Source organism: Paenibacillus sp. 1-8 (assembly GCF_056316205.1).
The window spans coordinates 3,629,225-3,650,025 of the sequence record NZ_CM149995.1; the positions used below are offsets into that span (position 1 = coordinate 3,629,225).

Below are 20,801 nucleotides of genomic sequence, written 5' to 3' on the forward strand. Positions count from 1 at the left end.
TTTTACAAAGCATATGAAGAAGATTATAAATCGGCAGCATTCGAGCCGAATAAAAATGGTTTAGCCCTTTTCGTTCAGTTTGTCGTCTGGACTAACCTTTCTTATGCAACAGGGCCGCTTGTTGGCGGACCTTGCGCCAATCCTCGGCAGTTACCGAGGAAGGACTGTAGCGAGCTTGTTCAAACAGCTCCAGCAGCAGATTCAAAATTGAAGCAAGTTCCGGTGATTCAACCGACCATCTGCCGACCGATTCCCTCAGCGTATCGTGACTAGTGCGAGCAAACCCCTTACTCCGCATATACCGTAGCCAGCGCTCAGTTTCGACGATCACCTTTTCATCAGGGGTCAACGGCTTTCCTTTACGCAGACGCAGCAAATAAAAATGAATATCTGCCCGATTACGCCATACGATATAAGCGCCCCACAGTACAATAACAGCCACTGCCGCTGCTATGATTACCGGATGAATCTTCGTGCCTTCCTCCAGATTGGCCTGTGGTGTCTGCGCAGACTGTTCCGGTTCAGGCTGATCTTTCACCTTTGGAGCATCAGGTGTCTTCGAATCCTCCTGCTCCGTAAGCAATGGCATATCAAAACCCGGTGTGGCTTCTACAGGAACCCAGCCGTATTCACCCAGATATACCTCTGCCCAGGAATGCGCATCCGCATTGGTAATAGAGTAGGAAGACATATTTTCATTATCATCGCCTGTCGTTGCATCATCCGAAAATGTCTGCTGACCGGGAGCATAACCTTTGACCCACCGCGCCGGAACTCCAACGGAACGAGCCATCATAACCAGCGAAGTGGAGTAATAATCGCAATAGCCTTCCCGAATCTCAAACAGAAAGGCATCCACAAAATCCTTGCTTTTTTTTCGGGAAAGATCCGGATTGTTCGTATATGCATAATTTCGCTGTAAATATTGCTGGAGCAGTCCGACCTTTTCATAAGGCGTCTTCGCCGACGACGTTACATTTTGAGCCAAATCACGCACTCGCTGCGGCAGCTCATTCGGGATTTGCAAATAGGCTTCCTGCTTGTTCTTTCCATACAGCTCAGTAAACGTTTTTGTGCGAAGCTCTTTTTCCGGGATCACAGGCACATGTGACACCAGCGTATACGTTTTCGGATAAGCCGTTCTTCTGGAGGGTGGGTTCCAAAGCAGTTCTGCCTGTTCCGGCTTCCAACGCAACCCGTCTGCCCGCGAGTCTCTGTCCACCGATTGAACACGATGTACTGAATAGGCGCCGAACAAAACCGGATAGCTCTGATCGTTTTGCATCGTAACGGTCTGAACGACCTGCTCGGTCGAATGCCGTGTTTCTTGTGTATTTTCCAGCTCTGCCGTCATCGACACATCGTTCAGCGTCTGGTCGTCGTTGCCTGCATCACTCCAGCCTGTGCCGGAATACGTTCGCTTCGTCTCACCCCGCCAGTAGCTTCGCTGATTGGTTGTGATCGTCATTACCGGAGAATAGTCAAAATTGAATCCCCCGCCCAGCCGATTGTCCTGCCGACTATAGCCTGATGCCGTACTCATCCGCTGATTCACAGCCCCGGTTCCATTGTTAATACCCACGGTGGATGAGCTATTTCGCTGGGTCCATGCCGTGTAAGGGTCAGTTAAGGTCGGCCCTATCTCCGGCATATTCACGCCAGCCATAATAATCAAAGCAAATATCACCGCAATATTGGCTGCAATTTTATACGGGTAACGGCGAATGTGCTTCCAGCCTTGAGGATAGTGCTGCCGAAAATACTGCAAATGCTGAGTCACCAGCCACCCCATACCCGCAAAGACCATCCATGCGACTTCTTGCCACAGCACGGTTGGCGTGAACGAATCAAGCACTGCCAGTGCGGCAATATTAATGCCTACAAACACCAGAATGCGCTGCTTTGTCGTAACGATGAGCGGTAACATCTCAATGACTAGCCAAGCAATCAGTGAAAACCAGATATACGGAGACATATTCGATATAAATTGATCCAGACGGTTTGTAAAACCCCCGAAAGGAATAAAGATCGAGTAGGACACGAGCGTCCGGTACAAAATAAAAAATAACGTCGCAGCCTTGAGGATAAATTCAATCCAAGGCCGAAGCGGCAGCAAAATTTTCACCAAAGCCAGCATCGTAACCGTCGCCAATACCAGCGTTCTTGTCTCTTTCAGCCATAGGTCTGAAGCAAAGGATACCCACTGCATGGCAATAATAATAATCCATAAAAATGTAAAGGCAACAGCCCAAGAGCCCTTCAGCGATTTCAGCCAGTTTTTCATAGCGTCCCTCCCCCCATTACTGTTGGGAGCTCTTCAAGACCCGGAACATGATAACCCTGAATGCCTCTTGTACGAAGCATGCTCATCCATTCTTCAGCCTGTCCCTCGCTTGAGCCTTCTCCGATATAGACATGGCAAGGGGTCATCCCCCGGGTATCGGCCCAGCGAAGAAGCTCCAACGCCTGATGATCCTTCAACGGACTGATCAGCACAAAATGGCAGCCTTGTGGAAATTGCCGAACACCGCTTTCTACAGCAGCCATAAGACTGCCTTGGGAAGTGGTGTGTATGTCTACCAAATGATGCATCATCCGTTGCCGTTCCATCATCTGCTCACTGGGCTGAAAAACAGTGCCCGTTTCCCCTGCCGTACAAAGACCTACTCCCATCCGTTCCCGTCCGCCGTATTCCAGCAATGAAGCGATGGAGGATACGGCCAGCTCAAACTGATCGGCATTTACATAATGTTTTGTGTGTAGGTCCAGTACAAGCATCGTTTTCGGAACCGTCTCATGCTCAAATTCCTTGGATTTCCAGCTGCCTGTACGTGCGGTCGCATTCCAATGGATACGTGAAAAACGGTCCCCATATACATAGTCCCGCACTCCGTTAATTTGCGTCGTTTCGCGCCGTGTTCGAGTCTGGACGGTCTGTGGCCCGGACATCCGCGAGCGACGGTCATTCAACTGCCAATAGGGAATAAATACCGTGCGGGGCAGTACCCGAAATTCACTGGGTGCGTTTAACCTGCCTTTATGCTCCAACAGGCCGAAGATATCCTCGCTCACACACTCGGTTTCCGTAAAATAATAGCTTCCCCGCTCCAACGCCGGAGTCTGAAAAGCAAGCTGTCCGCTTCCTTTCATGCTGGGGATAACACTGTCCTCAAACGACCAGGATTCGCCTGTATGACGCTTGAGCACCTCACGAACAATGATATACGGCAACGGCAGAAAGCCGGGAAGGCTCAAGCTCAGCTTTACATGCACCTGATCTCCCGCATGCAGTAGCTCCCCGAACTCTGAGCCTTGCGAAAGCTGCCTTGAACCCTGAACACGACGTACCCCGCTCAGCCCGACGATCCATAAATAAATACCCAACAGCGTAACCATGGACAATAGCATGACTGACGTCTTGCCACCCTGAAACAACAGATATAGCAGACATACCACCCATATGACCATCAGTAGCCAGATGCGGCCTGACAGCCGGGGAAGCCTGCGCTTCCTTTTGACCATCTTCATTCCCTACGGACGCTCCATTCGTACGGGTACGTTCACCTGCCGAAGAATAGCCTGAAGTACAGACTGGGCATTGGAGCTGTCGAGACGCGCCTCGGGACGTAACAGCAAACGATGCGCCAGCACATAGGGTGCCAATATTTTCACATCATCAGGGAGAACGTAATCCCGATTTTCCAGAAAAGCGTACGCCTTGGCCGCCATTACAAAAGCAAGCGCCGCCCGTGGGCTGGCCCCCAGCAGTACCGAAGGATGCTCTCTCGTCGCACGGACGATATCAAGTAAATAGGACGTAATTGCTTCGTCCATATACATTTCTCTGATTTCCTGCTGGATCGCAGCAATCTGTTCCATATGGGCTACCGCCTCCAGCCGATCTGCCGGCTGGCCCTCCTGATGACGAAGCAGCATATTCCGCTCAGTCTCCATATCAGGATAGCCTAGACTGATTTTGAGCATAAAACGATCGAGCTGCGCTTCCGGCAGCATATAAGTCCCTTCAAAATCAATCGGATTTTGCGTAGCACACAGCATAAAAGGATGAGGCAGCATATGCGTTTCTCCATCCACGGTTACACTGCGCTCCTCCATCACTTCCAGCAAAGCCGATTGGGTTTTCGTCGTGGCCCGGTTAATTTCGTCTGCCAGTAAAATATGGGTCATCACGGGACCCGGACGGAAATAAAAGCGCTCATCCCGTGGATGAAATATGGAAACCCCTGTAATATCACTGGGGAGAATATCAGGATTACATTGAACACGGCGGTAATCACCGCGCATGGATTTGGCAAGAGCCTTGATCATTTGCGTTTTTCCCGTACCCGGAACGTCCTCGATCAGAATGTGCCCACCCGCCAGCATAGTCGTTAGCAGTAATTTTATTTCAAAGGATTTACCTAATATACATGATTCCAGATTAGAACGGATTGCAGATACAATCTGCACAGATTCTTGACGCACGGGCATAGCTCTGTAAACCTCCTAGATAGCAACATGTTTCCTATTATTGTACATGAAGGTGGGCACAGAGTACACTTGAGTCCTTGTCCAGATGTTCGAGCCAGCACTACAGTTTGGCACATTTTGTATGTAGGCACATAAAAAGCCCTCCCGTCATACAGATCGGAAGGACTGATTTTTAAGCTTGTTCAATTGTATGTTTTAATCTATAATGCATTGCTTTTATATGCTTCCTTTTGGACGAACAAACAAGCATGCCAGAAAAGAGAAAATAATCGCCGAGGAAATTCCTGCACTTGTCAGACTAAAGATCCCTGTAATGACACCCAGCCATCCGTCCTTCTCCAATTCAGTTAATGCGCCGTGTACGAGCGAGTTACCAAAACTGGTAATTGGAATGGTTGCACCCGCCCCTGCAAATTTAATAAGCGGATCGTATATCCCAACGGCATCAGCAATTGCGCCTGCAACTACCAACGTACTCATCGTATGTGCTGGCGTCATTTTAAACGCATCCATCATCAACTGGCCCACGACACAAATGGCACCACCCACTAAAAAAGCCCATAGATATATCATACTTTTCCTCCCGCTTCGAAAGCTACAGCATGTGCAACACAGGGAATACTTTCACCCTGCTGTGTGGACAAAGGAGATAATAACGCTCCGGTCGCCACGACTAGTACCTTTTGCAGTTCTCCCTTTTCGATCCGCTTCAACAGATGCCCATAAGTTACCACAGCCGAGCATCCGCAACCACTGCCCCCTGCAATGACTTTCTTTTGCTTATTGATGTCGTAAATCAGTAAACCGCAATCATTAAATTCCGTCTGATTCATATCGTACCCATCTTTTTTGAGCAGCTCCTTGGCAATCGGCAGCCCCACTGAGGCTAAATCCCCCGTTACAATGAGGTCATAATAACCAGGGTCCCGACCTGTATCTCGAAAATGAGACAACAGGGTATCCGCCGCCGCTGGAGCCATGGCTCCGCCCATATTAAAGGGGTCTTTAATGCCCATATCCATCACGCGTCCAATGGTAGCACAATCCACCACCGTACCTGACTTGGCATGTCCCACAATTGCGGCGCCGGAACCCGTAACGGTATACTGAGCCGAGGGCGGCTTCTGTGACCCATATTCCGTAGGGTAACGGAACTGCTTTTCCACAGTACAGTTATGACTGGTCGTACCCGCCATCACGTAGTCACCCGCCTCTGAGTCCACAATAAGCGCGGCTAAGGCTAAGCTTTCCATTGATGTTGAGCAGGCTCCAAAAACACCTAAATAGGGAATGGCCAGCTTGCTAGCCGAGAAGGAGCTGCTGATAATCTGATTCATCAAATCACCACTAATAAAAAATTGCACTTCCTCTTTGTTTAAATTGGCATTAATTAGCGCCAGCTCAGTAGAATGCTCAATCAATCTACGTTCCGCTTTTTCCCACGTTTTCTCGTTAATTTCCATATTGTCATAAATATAATCAAAATCTGTGGATAACGGCCCCTCTCCTTCATCCGGGCCAACAACGGTGGCACTTCCAATAATGCGCGGTCTCGATTCAAACTTCCAGGTTTGTCCTCCCTGCCTTCTCATAGATGATTGCCCCCCACACCAAGGATGGCGTATATAACGCCTACGATAAATGCGGCCACCACCCCGAATACGATAACCGAGCCTGCCAGCTTGAACATATTCGCGCCCACACCGAGCACCAGTCCCTCGGAACGATATTCCAACGCAGCCGAACACATCGAGTTAGCAAAGCCTGTAATCGGCACAGCGGTTCCCGCTCCCGCCCATTGGGCAACCTTATCGTAAACCCCGATGCAGGTTAATATGACCGCCAGCAGGATCATCATGGATGAGGTCGGCGGCGCTGCCTCCTTGGCTGACATGTGCATTCCTGCCATAAAAGCCTCCTGAATCGCCTGTCCAATCACACAGATCACGCCTCCAACCAGAAAAGCGCGCACACAATTGGCAAATACTTTTCTCGAAGGTTCATGCTTTTGTGAAATACTCTGATAGTCCTTCTCATTTATGGACAGCGGCGACGTATTGGTACGAAAACCGCGCTGCCCGGATTTAGCTGGCATCATTCACCACCCCTTATCTGTAAGTTTCGCGCTTGGCGGTTCGAATTGCTTGGGTCTTTATCATTATGAGCTTTTTGGGGAAATGTTATGTCAGGAAAATGATATCGTGGACATTCCGTACAAATCCATTCATACTGGATGGATGACGACCACTGGTTAATTAATAAGGAGTGAGATATAACATCATGGAATCAAAAACATTAGAACTGTTTAAAACTTTAACGGAGTTTCCTTCCATTCCCGGGCATGAGCGAGAGCTGCGGGCATGGGTTAAAGAGCGGATATCCGGTTATACGGACGAAATCGTACAGGATCGTTTGGGCAGCCTTTTCGGCGTGCTGCGCGGTGAAGAGAACGGACCGCGTGTGATGGTGGCAGGCCATCTGGATGAAGTCGGTTTTATCGTGAATGGTATTACGGAAAATGGCATGATTCGTTTTCAGCCGGTTGGAGGCTGGTGGAGCCAAGCCATCATGTCACAACGTCTTCAAGTGCTGACTCCAAAAGGCCCATTTATCGGTGTCGTCGGCTCTGTCTCCCCCCATTTACTGGATGAATCGCAACGCAGCAAGCCTATGGACATCAAGCATATGTATCTGGATATCGGCGTGGACAGCCGACAGGAAGCGCAGGATCTGGGCATCGTGCCGGGAACAGCCATTGCGCCGATCTGTGATTTTACTCCACTGGCAAATCCTAAAAAAATTATGGCTAAAGCGTGGGATAACCGCTATGGTGTAGGCCTCGCTATTGAGCTGCTTGAAGCGTTACATAAGGAAAAGGACAAACTGCCAAATACACTGTATGCGGGGGCTACCGTTCAGGAGGAAGTGGGACTGCGCGGTGCACGCACGGCAGCCAACCTGATTCAACCGGACGTTTTCTTTGCACTGGATTGCAGTGCGGCCAACGATATGGGTGGTGATCCGAACGCTTACGGACATCTCGGTAAAGGCGCGCTGCTGCGGGTATTTGATCCAGGTATGATTACACATCGCGGGATTGTGGAATACGTGCAGGATATGGCTGAGACGCACAAGATCAAGTATCAATACTTCATCTCCACAGGTGGAACCGATGCAGGTCAGGTCCATTTGAGCGGAATTGGAGTGCCATCCACCGTCATAGGCATCTGTGGACGATACATCCATACTTCCTCGTCCATTATTCACACCGACGATTACGATGCAGCCAAAGAGCTGATCGTCAAGCTGGTGCAAAACCTGGATCGCACGACACTGAATACAATTATTGAACGAGCTTAAGCTTTTTCCAGAGAACTGGAATCTATTAAAAACAGTCAAAACACGGATAACGTGCTTTGACTGTTTTTTAGTTAAATAGAGTTACCGATTGGAGCACTTCATATCAAATGCTTATAATGAAGCAAGGCGATAATAACAAGTAAAGCCGTCAAGGCAATGCAGATGTTCTCCACCTGCGCCCCTTTGCGCGTTCCGGTACTCATCAGCTTAAATCGCAGCTTCCATTTGAACGGTGGCAAAGGCTTAATCCCGTTATTCGTCAAGGAATCTGCCAACAAATGCAGCAGATACGCCAAGCCGCCAGCCAACCATATGCTGTCACCATGCAGACGGGTTGTACCGTACAGCAACGCAGTCCATGCGACTGTTCCATACACCGTATGCGTCAATCCCCTGTGCGGGACAAGCGTACAGATAATCAGCAGACAACCGGCTATGTAATTCCACGGCGCATAGGCTTCTCCATACCAGGCCAAGCCAATTCCAATTAAAAAGATAATGGCCTTTCGCATCGACCGTGAAGGCATAAAGGAAGCGCTGATCATCAGCAAAGCCAGAACAAGATTCCATGGCGGCGGAGCCAGACGGGTTAAAAATACCCAGCCCGCAGCCCCAAGCATCAGGAGCTGTACGAGTCTGAGCATTTTGGTAGGCAACGCACGACTCACGAGCATGGAGTTAGGCTCGTCAATATCCGGCAGCAGTGAACCGACTACAGCGGCAGCCACGGCAGCCGGAGTCACTTCGTATCCGTTCAAGGCTAATACCGACAGGGAGACCCCGGTTCCAATAATCAAATGGGCTCTTCCCATCATGGTGCATAACATCCTTTCGTTGCAGCATACAACAGAGTTCGACATCACTCTATTTGAATCAGCATGATTCGATTGTATACGACAAACAAAAGGAGAACAATAGTTCGCTTATTCTATTTAAAGGATATCGTTCAAAAGTCCCGGTTAAAAATTCGCCTTACAGTATTTTTTGGAACAGCGCGATAACTTCTTCTTTGGTCGGCTGAAACGGATTACCAGGCGCACACGCATCTTTCATCGCATTGTCGGCTAACAGATTAAGATCCGGGTCCGTTACCCCCAGCTCAGACAAGCGTTTCGGGATTCCAACCTCCTGCGCCAGTCCGCGGATGGCATCCACGACAAATTCAGCGCACTCCTCGTCAGTTCGCCCTCTGACCGAGAATCCGATCGCTTGAGCGATCGGTCTGAATTTACGGGGAACATGCTGCGCATTGGCCTCCTGCACATACGGCAACAGCATTGCATTACATACCCCATGCGGAAGGTCATACACACCGCCAAGCTGATGTGCCATCGCATGTACATATCCCAACCCCGCATTGTTGAAGGCCAGCCCTCCCAGAAAAACAGCATATACAAGCTTTTCTCTTGCTTCGATATTTTGACCGTTCTCCACAGCTTCTGGCAAATAACGGAATATCAGCTCGACAGCGGCCAAGGCAGTGGCATCTGTCACCGGATAAGCACCTGGTGTAACCAGTGCCTCAATCGCATGAGTAAGCGCATCCATACCTGTTGCAGCAGTTAATTCAGCCGGCTTACCCACCATTAATTCGGGGTCATTTACGGAGATGCAAGCCAGACTATTTTTATCAACCATGACCATTTTAACCTTACGCTTCTCATCTGTAATGACATAGTTAATGGTGACCTCACTGGAAGTTCCCGCTGTTGTATTCACCGCCACAATTGGAACGGACGGTCGTTTGGATTTGTGAACACCTTCATATTCTGAAATATGTCCTCCGTTGGTGACAATGATGCCAATAGCTTTGGCAGCATCCTGAGGCGACCCACCGCCTACCGAGACGAGAACATCACATTCGTTATCCTGAAATACCTTGACTCCTTCGTGAACATTGTCACATGTAGGGTTAGGCTGTACTCCGTCATACACGATATATGGAACTTCATACTGCTCCAAAACAGCAACAACCCGGTCGGTAATCCCATTTCGACGCAGCCATTTATCTGTCACGATAAGCGCTTTCATAAATCCTTTCTCTTGCAGCATCGGTCCCAGATCCCCAAGACATCCAATCCCCATCAAGTTTACTGGCGGTACATAAAAGACGTTCGTTCCCATGCGTAAACCCCTCCTTTGTGCTTTTGGTTCTCCAGTCATCCCTGCTCTCTGATATTAAGCTCCATCTTCCTGATCCTACCATCAGATCGAGCAGACATCTGCGAAAAAAAGCACAGTTCAGCAATTCCCATAAAAACATGCAATAAGGCCTAGAAGTATGTTGAAAAACATTTACAAAATTTTCTTTTTGCCTCAAAGACCTATTGTATTATTTGAAATATTATGTAATATAGTGTTTATATTTAATATATGAATCTATTAAATGAGCAAGGAGGAAATAATTATGCAAAAGAATTCTTCATTTCGCAAGTTCAAAACGGTTGGTCTGGCATCATTGCTAAGTCTTGTTTTGTTCGCTCTCCCCGCTTCAGCTGCTTGGAATGATACATACACGGGGTACGCCACCTCTACCGGATCTGGCTACTCAGGAGGAGCATTACTACTTGATCCCATCCCTTCCGATGCAAAAATTACGGCTCTTAACCCTACACAACTGAATTATAACGGGATCAAAGCCGCATTGGCAGGAGCATATCTGGAAGTACAAGGCCCCAAAGGAAAAACAACCGTCTACGTAACCGATATTTATCCTGAAGGTCCAAGTGGTGCGCTCGACCTGTCCCCGAATGCTTTTAACCAAATTGGCAACCAAATTGATGGAAAAATCAATATCTCATGGAAAGTCGTCAAAGCTCCAGTTACTGGCAACGTCTCCTACCGCATTAAAGAAGGCAGCAGTCAATATTGGGCAGCCATTCAGGTACGCAATCATAAATATCCCGTTTTGAAGCTGGAGGTCCAACAAAACAGTCAATGGATCAATCTTGAAAAACAGGACTACAACCACTTTTTGGGGACTAATTTAGGAAAACAGCCTCTAAAAATCCGAATTACGGACATTCGCGGGGTTGTACTGAACGATACAATCCCGGCTTTGCCCGAAGATGGCTCAGGCGGAGCCTATATCGTGAAAGGTAATGTGCAGTTCCCTGACTGATTGTAGGTATCTCCCTACAGCTTGAACCCCGTCAGGTACAAATGGCTGCATACTACCGATGCTGTCCACTTGGGACAAGCTTTATGTAATCCCCAGGCTGGGAACCGACGCAAGCGATTTTGCGTGTCGGGTTCCTGGCCTTTTTACGAGAAAGTCATTATTTTTCATAAAAAATCAGTTTGTTCACTGTCCTGTTCACAGGAAGGCACGTATAATGAATACATAATTAGGGTTTATTTTGGCTATATGCACATAGACAGGAGACCTGCGCACATGAGCAATTTCAAAAAGCATCACAAGCTTCACAGCAAATTGCTGATCAGTATCACGTTATGTATTACGCTGACGTTGCTGGTATCTACCACGGTGTATTATTTTTATTATATTCGGGTGGAGAAGGAGCAGGCATTCGAAGCTAATCACAGTAGCCTGGCACTGAGAAGCAGAGAGGTCATTAACATGACATCCATCGCCCAATCGTTGGCCTTCCAAATGTACCGCAGCAGCACCCTATCCAAGTTGTTGTATTATCCCAAACCCAATGTATATGATGTAACCGCTGCCATGTCTGAGTTGAACAATTATCTCAATTCTATGCCGTACATTGAATCCATCTATGTGTATAATCCGAAAAGCGACACCTTCTACATTGCATCCTTACGGGGGCAAAACGGGTTATACAGCAAAAGTGAACTGGCTGACACGGATATTATACGCGTGCTGGACCATTATCAGGATTATAAGCCATTTACACCTATTCCACGCACCTATCCGCTGCTGTCTGCGTCTGACTCCGTTGCCGGAGCAGATCAAGCCAGCACAGACATTGCCTCCTATACATATTTATGCTACGACGCAATCAACTCGAACGAAGCGATGAATTCGGCTGTGATCGTCAATGTATCTGCGACCTGGATGAACAAGGAAATGGCCACGAATCCGGCATCAGGCGGAGCGGCTTATATTTTGGACGATCAGGGCAGACTTTTATCCGGCGCGACACTGGCAGACGAATCTTTGAACGAAAAAGAACAGCTATGGCTGCATACCCGAGTCAAAAAACAGGAAACAGGATATTTTGTAGAAAATTTTCACGGTAAAAGATCACTCATTTCTTATACCTCCCAGGACGGACTGGGTTGGCAGTATATTAGTGTCGCCCCATATGAAAGCGTTATTAAAATGGCGAGTGTTATCCGCAATGCGATGCTGCTGATTGCCGTTGTCATTGCATTGGCAGGGTTTGTGGCTTCCTGGCTACTGTCCAGAATGCTCTATACCCCCATTGGGCAGATTGTTGTCCATATGAATTCACTCGAATCAGAGAAACGAAACAGCATGTATACGATCCGGCAAAACATTTTACGGAATATTATTCGGGGGGTCCATTTGCTTCCTGCTGGAGAGGAACCGGAGCGGTTGCGTGAGCTTGGAATTACATTCCAGTTCGATAAAGACTATCGACTGGTGCTGCTACGAATAGATGAATATGCCCGGTGGCAAAATGAACGCGGTCCTGACCTGTTGCCCTATAAGTTCGCCATGATGAATATCGCTTCTGAAATATGCGGGCAGACGTACCAGGTGGAAGTCGTTGATATCGACGAAGACAGCGTCCTATTGATGCTCAACATTCTTGATCCTGCGGAGCATACAGATACCGTACTGCTGGAAACCTTATTGCGCCAGATACGCGAAGCTTGCCTTGAATACTTGAAGCTGAGTATATCTCTGACCTATAGCACCATCGCAAGCCAGCCGGAACGACTACATCTGTTGTATCGTCAGGTACAGGAATCGTCCATGCACCGATTTTTTCAAGGGTATGGCTGTATTATTGATGCGCAGAACACCATTGACGCAAATACTCAAAATGCTTACGTATATCCGTCGGATAAGGAGAAAAAATTGCTAGACACGCTGTTATCTGGTCATACGGAGGAAGCTCATGGCATGTTCAAGAACTTGCTGATGCATATGGAAAAATATTCGTTTTCCATCGTGCAGGTAGCCATATCTCGGCTGATGATGAGTGTGAATCATGCCATTCAGCATATGAGTGAACGTAATGGATTTGCTCCCGAATCTATACCTGAATTGCCATCCACGGATCAGCTGGAGACGGCCCAGGAGCTTATCGAACAATATCAATTGCTCTTTGATCATGTCCGCTCCAGCCTATTGGAAAAACGAAACACGAAACAAGAGCGGCTGGTACGGCAAGTTAATGAGCGAATAGAGCAAGCCTATGCTGATCCGGATTTTTGCCTCAACCAGATCGCTGAAGAGCTGGATATGTCGCGGATTTATGTCAGTAGGCTATACAAGCAACAAACCATGTCTACCATCGTAGATGTCATTCAACAGCTGCGCATTCGCAAGGCCTGCGAGCTGCTGGAGCAAACCGACTGGTCGGTAGCTGACGTGGCAGAACAAACCGGATTTGCGAGCAGCTCTTATTTTCACCGTATGTTCAAGCGTAGCTTGGGCGTGACGCCGACAGATTTTCGCCGTTCTAAAGCAAATGCGCAATAAGGTAGACTGAAAAAAGCTTCCGTAAAAAGTTCTGGCTACTGTATGCGGCCGCTCCGCGAACGGAACGTTGCTGATTTTAGCGTGACCTATCACTCCTTGTAATAGAACATTAAATGCATGATGTAGGAGCTTTCCATGATGTCACACTAGACTGACATTAAAAAAGCAAGCCTCCAACTTCCTGGAGACTTGCTTTTTCCTTTTATCCAACTGTTAAAACCTCTTTGCCTTGCCCAATTACTTGATGCCCTTCTCCTTGACGTAGGCTTCCCATTGTTTTGTATATTCGCTTTGGATTTTCTCCAGGCCAGCCTGGTTCGCCTTCTGCAAGAAGGTCTCCAGACCTTGATCTACGTTGTCGATCAGTCCAGCCTGAAGCGGATAGAGATATTGCTTTTCTACTTGCTCCAGAGCGGCTTTTTCAGCCTGATAGGTCGTGTAATCCTCGGCAAAGCCGGTAAACAGGTCAGGCTTTTGGATTTTATCCAGCTCTGCGAAAATCTTCTTCACACGGTCAAAGCCTGAATCAAACAGCATGTATTCCGGGTTACGCCATGCCCAGCTATTCATGCCTTCCCGTGAGAATCCGTTGGAACTGCCGCTACCGATCATTTGATAGTAACCGTCTTTGACTTCATAGTTTTTGCCCTCAATACCGTATTGCGTGAGCAGGTTATAGCGTTTGTCCGTGACAAGCTTTTCATAAAAGGCTAATGCGCGTGCAGGGTTAGGACTGCTTTTGGGAATCGCAAAGCCGTTATGAATCGGATGCACTGGAGTTGCAAATCCCGTCGTCAGCGGGAACGGATAGTAATCCAGCTTCCAGTCCGGGTGAGACGCTTTGAGCTTAATCACCATGTCATTAAAACGGGTCGGATTGTCACCGAAAATACTCGCTGCTTTACCGGAAGTCACCTGATCCTGAAGCGTATCCTTTACGTTCAATACGTTTTTAGGGATAAATCCTTTGTCGGCCCAGCGTTTGTAGGTGCTCAGCTCTTCTTTTTGCTCATCTGAACCCCAATATTTATAAACCTCTGTCGGTTTCTCATATTTAATACCAATGCCGTAAGGCAGTGCACCCACGCTCTTCGTCACCAATTCGGAATAACGGTCATGCAGGTTCCCTTTGATATCACTGTTCAGGGAGATGGGTTTCATGCTAGTCTCATGCTGACGAATGCCATCCAAATAAGCCTCGTAGCTCTTCATATCAGTAGGCTTAGGCAAGTTGTATTTCTCACGTAAATCCTCGCGCCATACAAATCCGTTTGTAACGTATTCCTTGTATGTGCCAGGCACGGTGTAGATTTTGCCTCCGATTTTAACGCCATCCCACATCTCCTGAGGCACAAATTTTTGCAAGGCAGGTGCCGCCTTCGGCAGCAGATCATCAAGTGGCAGGAATGCGCCTTTCTTGGCATACGCCTGATACTGCGTCCAGTCTGCGGTAAAGATCAGGTCAATCGGCTGGCCGGAAGACAACAGCAGCTTATACTTCTGATCCCAGTCCGTCCACGTCGTATAGTTAAATTTGACGGTGGCATTCAAATCTTTTTCCGCCAATTTATTGATTTCAGTCTCAATAGCAGGTAAATCCTTCGGAGCATCACCCAGCATATAAAATTGCAGTTGTACCTTTTGGGTTTTATCGTCCTCTCCGCTTGCCTTTTGTGCACTGTTTCCGCTACCGCCTCCACATCCGGCTAATAACGCCATGATAACCATAACTGCAATCAGGATGGACATGCGTTGCTTTCTTTTCTTTGTAAATGTCATGTGAATCCTCCTTTTGAAGTGGTTGCTGGGTTTAATAAAACGCTTACAATGTATGTTGTCAAGAATGGCACAACGTCAGCACGTCATGCCATCTTTAAACCAATGAGTGTCCACTTTAGCCTTTTACAGCACCAATGGTCAAGCCCTTGACAAAATAACGCTGAACGAATGGATACAGCAGTAAAATGGGCCCGGTAACCACAATAGCCATTGCCATTTTGGTCGACTCGGTCGGCATGTCGTTGGATAGTGATACGCCAGTACCTGCCCCCATTTGAGCGATAAACTGCATCGAGTTAATTACATTATACAAATAATATTGCAACTGATATTTATGTGGATCATTAATAAAGAGTGAGGATGAGAACCAGTCGTTCCAATATGCCAGGGCCAAAAACAGCCCTACAGTGGCGATGCCCGGCGTAGATAGAGGCAGCACAATCCGATAGTAGATTTTAAAATCACCCGCACCGTCAATTTTAGCAGACTCAAACAGCTCTTCCGGCATAGACGAACGAATGAAATTTTTCATCAAAATGATCAGAAACGGAGTCATCAGCCCCGGGAAAATAAGCACTGTATACGTATCCAGCAGTCCTAAATACTTCGTCAACATAATGTACCAGGGTACCAAGCCGCCCCCAAACAACGTGGTAAAGTAAATATAGAATGAGAATGCGTTCCGGTATTTAAAATCTTTACGCGCCAGCACATATCCCGCCATCGTCATCAGGAACAGACCCAACGTCGTACCTACTACGGTTGTAAAAATGGTCACACCGTACGCCCTCAGCACCTCTTCAGGAAAGGTGAACACCGTCCGGTATCCTTCCAGCGAAAATTCCTGTGGAATAAAATGATAGCCATCTCTGATAATCGACTCATTACTGGTCAATGATGCCGAAATAATAAGTAGAAATGGCAGTAAACAAGCAATAGAAGCAATTATGATTATCGCATAAGAAATAATCTGAAAAATTCGGGTGTATACATCCTCTTTGATCGCCATCCGTTTGGGTCCTCCTTTCTAGAACAAGGCATATTCGTCGTTCAACTTGCGAATGATGTAGTTCACGGTCATGATCAGCACGAAGCCGAACAAGGACTGATACACGCCTGCTGCCGAAGCCATACCCACATCAAAGGTTACTTTCAGCGAACGGTACACGTAAGTGTCCAAAATATCCGTTGTATTGTACAGCACCCCATTATTGCCGATTAATTGATAGAACAGGTCGAACTGTCCCTTCATAATACTGCCGAGCGCGAACAGCAGCAGCACGACAAACGTCGATTTGAGCATAGGCACGGTAATGTACCAGATCCGCTGAAAAATGTTGGCCCCGTCCATTTTCGCTGCCTCATAATACTCGTCGCTAATGCCTGTAATGGCCGCCAGATAAATCACCATACTGTAGCCGAGATTTTTCCACAGGTAGAACAGGATAATCAGGAAAATCCATACCCACGGCTTGTTGTATACATCCACGCGTTCACCGCCAAATTGCAGCAGCAGCGTGTTTAGAAAACCGTTGTCATAATTAAATATGTTGTACACGATGACGCTTAGAATAACGAAAGAAACAAAATAAGGCAGGAACATCACAGATTGAGCTACCTTTTTAAAATAACGGCCACGCAGCTCATTCAGCAAAATCGCGCACACAATCGCCAGCACATTGCCGAGTAAAATAAATGCTGCGTTGTATCCGATCGTATTCAATGTCAGTTTGGTCAGCGTGCCGGATTGCCATAAAAACTGAAAATTCTGGAGTCCGACGAACTTGGCATCGAACAAGCTGGTATTGAAGTCAAACTGGGTAAATGCATAATAGATACCCACCATAGGAATGTAAGAGTTAATGAAGAAAAAGATCAAGGTCGGCAGCAACATGAGAAATAATATCCGATTGCGGATCAGTTCATGGAAAAATCCGTTTTTCCTGCCGCTTGCCAGCCTCCTCCCGTTCAGACGGGAATCTGTCGTGAGCATAGCGGAACTCTTAGGCACAGGCTGATTCAATGTGAGTCACTCCCCCTCTGTATACGTTACCGACAGCATGGTTTGCAGCACCGCCGTCGTATGCCTTTATTTTATGTAAGCGTATTCAAAATGAAAAGTGAAGCCTTTCATGCTTCATGAACAAAGGAGTGTACAGGGGGGTGAACAATTCGGATATTTGTGAAGTATTGTGTGATATCAGGCGCCTGATAGACGCCCGAAACCCACTTACAAAGCATAATTGAACGTTTGAGGCTGTCCTTCACTATCATGTAGCCCGAAGCGCAGTTCACCGTCATTTTTGTTCTGACCGATAAACTTAATACCATCTTCCCTGAATCCGTTCAGTTGCTCAGGAGCTAATTGAAGCAACTCATACACCAACAATGACTGGTGGGTTTTAAGATTAAATAATATTAAAAAGCCCTCATCATTCGATCTGGCAAGAATAAATCCCTCGCCCATGCCTTCCACCGCAAAACTGTCCTTCAAACGACCGGAAAGCTTTCCCATATTCCATGTTTCTTTTACAGAACCATTAGCGTCAATCAGACGAACGGTCTGTCCATCGTTCATGACTGCTTTACCATTATAAAGCTTAATATTGTTTGCATTAAAATTCCAATAATGAGCCTTTGCCTGACGAAGTACCTTTCCTTTCTGGACGAACAGCGTATAAAAATCGTCATTAATCATGGGCTCGCCATACGCTTGCCATACCGTAACCAAATCTGCATCCTCCGTAACCTTGGTTGAAATGATTTTCGTCATGCCAAAATAATCTTCTTTCAATTTGATATTTGTTGGACTGAGCACACGGATACGGCCGCCATCCTCTTTACGGTACAATACTCCGCTGCTTGCATCCAGCAAATAGCCTTTGCTTTCCTCCGACTCCCCAACCAACTGAGGATAGCTTATGCTAGCCATTCGTTCGTCTTTCTTCCATTCCAGTTTGCCTCCGACCACATCACTGATAAATACCAGAGGAACATAAAGCGTTCCATGAATGCTACTGGCTGAAACGTCGTAAGTAACCTTCCTGTTATGTACAAAACCTATATTGGAGTTAGCCTTTATTCGACCGGAACCCAGACTGGCTATACCATTGGTGAGTGAAAGCGTCTGTGTTTTGGAGTCATAGTCCGTGGCTATTCCTGGCAGAGCTGCATCTGTAATAGGAATCATCACCTGTCCCTTGTTCATGAATGGCTCTCCTTTGGGAAACGACATTATATTTCCGTTAAAATAAACACGGACACTTGCAGTTTCCTGACCTTGCTTCACAGATGCAGAAGTTCCCGCTGCCTGAGCAAACTCTCCATCGTTCAGTCCGATTGCCACACTTGCCAATAAAACAAATGCAACTATTATCCGCTTGGCAGGCTTGTACCGTTTGCTATTTTGAAGCTGGATCATGCTTGAGCCCCTCCCTGAAGATCAATTTCATTTCAGCCGAATCCGTTTCATTCTTCCTAAAATTCGCCGGACAGGGGTTAAAATCCTCTAAAAAAGGACCCTGCTACCTGCGCAGAGTCCTTGCTTGTACGATATCCTATTTTCAAGCTTGCTGTACTACTCTCGCTCTGCGATTCACCAAATAAATGCTAAGCCCGATTAAGATCAGACCGATTAGCAGGAAAGCCGTAATCGTTTCGCGCAGCACCAAAGAGCTGACAAACACCGAAATCACAGGCACCAAAAACGTATAAGACGCAACCTTACTCGCATCCCCTGAGTTAACCAGTGTAAAATACAGCAGCCATGAAAGTGAAATTCCCAGCACAATGCCGAATACCAGCCCTGACACATAAGGAACATTCCATACGATGTCTGACCACCTTTCCGTCACTGCTCCGGCTCCTGTCAACACGATGCCTCCCAGTGTGCATTGAAATGCGACCAGCCACAATGAATCCACGCGCTGGTTTACCTTTTTCACGTAGACGGTACCCAATGCCCAACTCACGGCTGTAATAATAGCGATCACTACACCTGCCACAGCCACATGTCCCGAAAATCCTCCGACACTGACAGCTGCAACGCCCAAAAATCCGATGACCAAACCTGTCACCTTAAGTCCGGACATCGCTTCACCCAGCCACATCCATGCAAAAATGCCGACCAGTACAGGCTGGAGATATACCAGCACTGAAAACAGGCCGGACGGTACGTACATCAGCCCCACTGTTTGCAGACCGTAAAACAGTACCACGTTAAAAATACCCGAAATAGCGTAGACACGCCAATTTTCTTTCCAACGGATGCGATTCCATCTCGGTACTAAAATCGCTCCTAACAGCAGACCTCCGAGCAACGTACGCAACCCCGCAAACAAAAGTGGAGGCGTAAACTGCAACGCTACTTTATAGATGGGCCAAGATATGCCCCATAATACAACCAACAGCGCGATCATCATGATCCGCTTGGCTGTCGTTAACTCTTTCATGCTGCTTTCGCTCCTCTATGCAAAAAAATGACTAGACTTTATATTTTACGCCTATAGGACGAGTTTATCAAACAAAAAATATGTATTGGAAAGCACAACTCCAGACAGAGGAATCCGGTCATTTGCCTATGTTACAATATACCAAACCAAAAAGAAAAATAGAGATTGAAGGATAGGAGGATGTCTTCACTTGATTTATATCACCAAATTTTTATACAGCTTCGTGCTGCCTCCCGGTTTATTTATCCTCGTGATGGTTGGGCTTGTGATCTGGCTGTGGAGGCGTGCGCGTAAACCTGCTTTCATTCTACTCGTTGTCACACTACTGCTGTATGGCTCCTCCACCAATTGGGTCGGTGATTTGCTGATCAGCAGTCTGGAAAAACAGTACCCGCAGCCTCATACCGTGCAAGGCGATGTTATCGTTGTGCTTGGCGGCGGAGCTACAGAGGGAACACCTGATATCAACGGACAAGGTAATCTGCTGGGTTCAGCGGCCAATCGGCTACTCACTGCGGTACGGTTGCACGAAGCAACGGGCTTACCTATTCTGTTTTCCGGTGGACAGGTATTTGGCGACAGTGGCAACGAAGCGAATATTGCCCAAAGACAGCTCCTGGGACTCGGTATTCCCGCAAAAGATATTCTGATCGAAAACCGTTCCCTGAACACGCAGCAAAATGCCGTGTATACGTCCCAAATTTTGAAGCAGCATCAGCTCACCAAACCCATTTTGGTAACCTCTGCCTTCCATATGCCACGTGCGGCGTTGGAATTTCAGCGTGCAGGCATGTTGGCTGTACCTTATCCGACAGACTATCTGGCAAGTGAAAATCTTTCACTATATGCCGCCAAGTTCTCCCCTTCTGCCGGAGCCATGGCTACTACTGGAACAGCCCTCAAGGAGTATCTGGGGATTCTTGCTTTGAAGCTTAAATAATGTGACGTATATCTAGCGTATAGGCACACATCACAAACAAGCGCCTTGGCAGCCCGCAGGTGTAAACCTGTATGCTACCAAGGCGCTTGATTTTACCATGAGTCCAAAGAAAATAAAGTAGTGG

The 20,801-nt window shown here is 47.3% G+C and carries 17 protein-coding genes; 4 read left to right on the forward strand and 13 right to left on the reverse strand.

The window, feature by feature from the left end; all coding sequences use genetic code 11:
• Positions 1–91: 91 nt before the first annotated feature.
• The 6 genes from AC0WRU_RS16625 to spoVAC all read right to left on the reverse strand — a co-directional run bounded on the left by AC0WRU_RS16625 (position 92) and on the right by spoVAC (position 6,586).
• A complete protein-coding gene (locus tag AC0WRU_RS16625; protein WP_476125596.1) occupies positions 92–2,284 on the reverse strand; it encodes a transglutaminase TgpA family protein in 2,193 nt (730 codons plus the stop codon).
• A complete protein-coding gene (locus AC0WRU_RS16630) occupies positions 2,281–3,528 on the reverse strand; it encodes a DUF58 domain-containing protein (protein ID WP_476125597.1) in 1,248 nt (415 codons plus the stop codon). The genes AC0WRU_RS16625 and AC0WRU_RS16630 overlap by 4 nt, the downstream gene beginning before the upstream one ends.
• Positions 3,529–3,531: 3 nt before the next feature.
• Complete coding sequence (locus AC0WRU_RS16635) at positions 3,532–4,491, reverse strand: AAA family ATPase (RefSeq protein ID WP_476125598.1); 960 nt, start codon at positions 4,489–4,491, stop codon at positions 3,532–3,534.
• Positions 4,492–4,707: 216 nt separating this feature from the next.
• The gene (gene spoVAE, locus AC0WRU_RS16640; protein ID WP_025682025.1) at positions 4,708–5,064 is read right to left on the reverse strand and encodes a stage V sporulation protein AE; all 357 of its coding nucleotides are present in this window, start codon (positions 5,062–5,064) and stop codon (positions 4,708–4,710) included.
• A complete protein-coding gene (gene spoVAD, locus AC0WRU_RS16645; RefSeq protein ID WP_476125599.1) occupies positions 5,061–6,083 on the reverse strand; it encodes a stage V sporulation protein AD in 1,023 nt (340 codons plus the stop codon). Before spoVAD ends, spoVAE begins: the two co-directional genes overlap by 4 nt.
• On the reverse strand, positions 6,080–6,586 hold the full coding sequence (spoVAC, locus tag AC0WRU_RS16650) for a stage V sporulation protein AC (protein ID WP_025682027.1): 507 nt from the start codon (positions 6,584–6,586) through the stop codon (positions 6,080–6,082). Before spoVAC ends, spoVAD begins: the two co-directional genes overlap by 4 nt.
• A gap of 185 nt (positions 6,587–6,771) precedes the next feature.
• Here spoVAC and AC0WRU_RS16655 point away from each other — a divergent pair, with 185 nt between their 5' ends.
• A complete protein-coding gene (locus AC0WRU_RS16655) occupies positions 6,772–7,851 on the forward strand; it encodes a M42 family metallopeptidase (protein ID WP_476125600.1) in 1,080 nt (359 codons plus the stop codon).
• Positions 7,852–7,949: 98 nt separating this feature from the next.
• On the opposite strand, the gene AC0WRU_RS16660 is transcribed toward AC0WRU_RS16655, so the two are convergent.
• Together AC0WRU_RS16660 and AC0WRU_RS16665 are read right to left on the reverse strand one after the other, a co-directional pair.
• Positions 7,950–8,666 (reverse strand): metal-dependent hydrolase, encoded by a 717-nt coding sequence (locus AC0WRU_RS16660; RefSeq protein WP_476125601.1) that lies wholly within the window; start codon positions 8,664–8,666, stop codon positions 7,950–7,952.
• Positions 8,667–8,823: 157 nt separating this feature from the next.
• The gene (locus AC0WRU_RS16665) at positions 8,824–9,975 is read right to left on the reverse strand and encodes an iron-containing alcohol dehydrogenase (protein ID WP_476125602.1); all 1,152 of its coding nucleotides are present in this window, start codon (positions 9,973–9,975) and stop codon (positions 8,824–8,826) included.
• Between the two features lie 283 nt (positions 9,976–10,258).
• Here AC0WRU_RS16665 and exlX point away from each other — a divergent pair, with 283 nt between their 5' ends.
• Entirely contained in the window at positions 10,259–10,972 is a 714-nt protein-coding gene (gene exlX, locus AC0WRU_RS16670) for an expansin ExlX (RefSeq protein ID WP_476125603.1), read from the forward strand.
• A 273-nt stretch (positions 10,973–11,245) separates the two neighbouring features.
• Entirely contained in the window at positions 11,246–13,507 is a 2,262-nt protein-coding gene (locus tag AC0WRU_RS16675) for a helix-turn-helix domain-containing protein (RefSeq protein WP_476125604.1), read from the forward strand.
• 237 nt (positions 13,508–13,744) lie between these two features.
• On the opposite strand, the gene AC0WRU_RS16680 is transcribed toward AC0WRU_RS16675, so the two are convergent.
• The 5 genes from AC0WRU_RS16680 to AC0WRU_RS16700 all read right to left on the reverse strand — a co-directional run bounded on the left by AC0WRU_RS16680 (position 13,745) and on the right by AC0WRU_RS16700 (position 19,737).
• Positions 13,745–15,286 carry an extracellular solute-binding protein gene (locus AC0WRU_RS16680; RefSeq protein WP_476125605.1) on the reverse strand — a complete coding sequence of 514 codons (1,542 nt, stop codon included), beginning with the start codon at positions 15,284–15,286 and terminating at the stop codon, positions 13,745–13,747.
• A 115-nt stretch (positions 15,287–15,401) separates the two neighbouring features.
• On the reverse strand, positions 15,402–16,295 hold the full coding sequence (locus AC0WRU_RS16685) for a carbohydrate ABC transporter permease (RefSeq protein ID WP_476125606.1): 894 nt from the start codon (positions 16,293–16,295) through the stop codon (positions 15,402–15,404).
• A gap of 18 nt (positions 16,296–16,313) precedes the next feature.
• Positions 16,314–17,309 carry an ABC transporter permease gene (locus tag AC0WRU_RS16690; protein WP_476125607.1) on the reverse strand — a complete coding sequence of 332 codons (996 nt, stop codon included), beginning with the start codon at positions 17,307–17,309 and terminating at the stop codon, positions 16,314–16,316.
• A gap of 207 nt (positions 17,310–17,516) precedes the next feature.
• Positions 17,517–18,707, reverse strand: coding sequence for a stalk domain-containing protein (locus AC0WRU_RS16695; protein ID WP_476125608.1), 1,191 nt, complete (start codon positions 18,705–18,707; stop codon positions 17,517–17,519).
• Between the two features lie 142 nt (positions 18,708–18,849).
• Positions 18,850–19,737, reverse strand: a complete 888-nt coding sequence (locus tag AC0WRU_RS16700; protein WP_476125609.1) for a DMT family transporter — start codon at positions 19,735–19,737, stop codon at positions 18,850–18,852.
• Positions 19,738–19,927: 190 nt separating this feature from the next.
• Here AC0WRU_RS16700 and AC0WRU_RS16705 point away from each other — a divergent pair, with 190 nt between their 5' ends.
• Positions 19,928–20,677, forward strand: coding sequence for a YdcF family protein (locus tag AC0WRU_RS16705; RefSeq protein ID WP_476125610.1), 750 nt, complete (start codon positions 19,928–19,930; stop codon positions 20,675–20,677).
• Positions 20,678–20,801 lie beyond the last annotated feature (124 nt).

Excerpts from the sequence above, each read along its gene's own strand:
- AC0WRU_RS16660 (WP_476125601.1), bottom strand. The coding sequence starts at position 8,666 with ATGATGGGAAGAGCCCATTTGATTATTGGAACCGGGGTCTCCCTGTCG.
- AC0WRU_RS16685 (WP_476125606.1), bottom strand. The coding sequence starts at position 16,295 with ATGGCGATCAAAGAGGATGTATACACCCGAATTTTTCAGATTATTTCT.
- AC0WRU_RS16700 (WP_476125609.1), bottom strand. The coding sequence starts at position 19,737 with ATGAAAGAGTTAACGACAGCCAAGCGGATCATGATGATCGCGCTGTTG.
- spoVAD (WP_476125599.1), bottom strand. The coding sequence starts at position 6,083 with ATGAGAAGGCAGGGAGGACAAACCTGGAAGTTTGAATCGAGACCGCGC.
- AC0WRU_RS16635 (WP_476125598.1), bottom strand. The coding sequence starts at position 4,491 with ATGCCCGTGCGTCAAGAATCTGTGCAGATTGTATCTGCAATCCGTTCT.
- AC0WRU_RS16655 (WP_476125600.1), top strand. The coding sequence starts at position 6,772 with ATGGAATCAAAAACATTAGAACTGTTTAAAACTTTAACGGAGTTTCCT.
- spoVAC (WP_025682027.1), bottom strand. The coding sequence starts at position 6,586 with ATGCCAGCTAAATCCGGGCAGCGCGGTTTTCGTACCAATACGTCGCCG.
- AC0WRU_RS16630 (WP_476125597.1), bottom strand. The coding sequence starts at position 3,528 with ATGAAGATGGTCAAAAGGAAGCGCAGGCTTCCCCGGCTGTCAGGCCGC.
- spoVAE (WP_025682025.1), bottom strand. The coding sequence starts at position 5,064 with ATGATATATCTATGGGCTTTTTTAGTGGGTGGTGCCATTTGTGTCGTG.
- exlX (WP_476125603.1), top strand. The coding sequence starts at position 10,259 with ATGCAAAAGAATTCTTCATTTCGCAAGTTCAAAACGGTTGGTCTGGCA.
- AC0WRU_RS16665 (WP_476125602.1), bottom strand. The coding sequence starts at position 9,975 with ATGGGAACGAACGTCTTTTATGTACCGCCAGTAAACTTGATGGGGATT.
- AC0WRU_RS16675 (WP_476125604.1), top strand. The coding sequence starts at position 11,246 with ATGAGCAATTTCAAAAAGCATCACAAGCTTCACAGCAAATTGCTGATC.
- AC0WRU_RS16625 (WP_476125596.1), bottom strand. The coding sequence starts at position 2,284 with ATGAAAAACTGGCTGAAATCGCTGAAGGGCTCTTGGGCTGTTGCCTTT.
- AC0WRU_RS16695 (WP_476125608.1), bottom strand. The coding sequence starts at position 18,707 with ATGATCCAGCTTCAAAATAGCAAACGGTACAAGCCTGCCAAGCGGATA.
- AC0WRU_RS16680 (WP_476125605.1), bottom strand. The coding sequence starts at position 15,286 with ATGACATTTACAAAGAAAAGAAAGCAACGCATGTCCATCCTGATTGCA.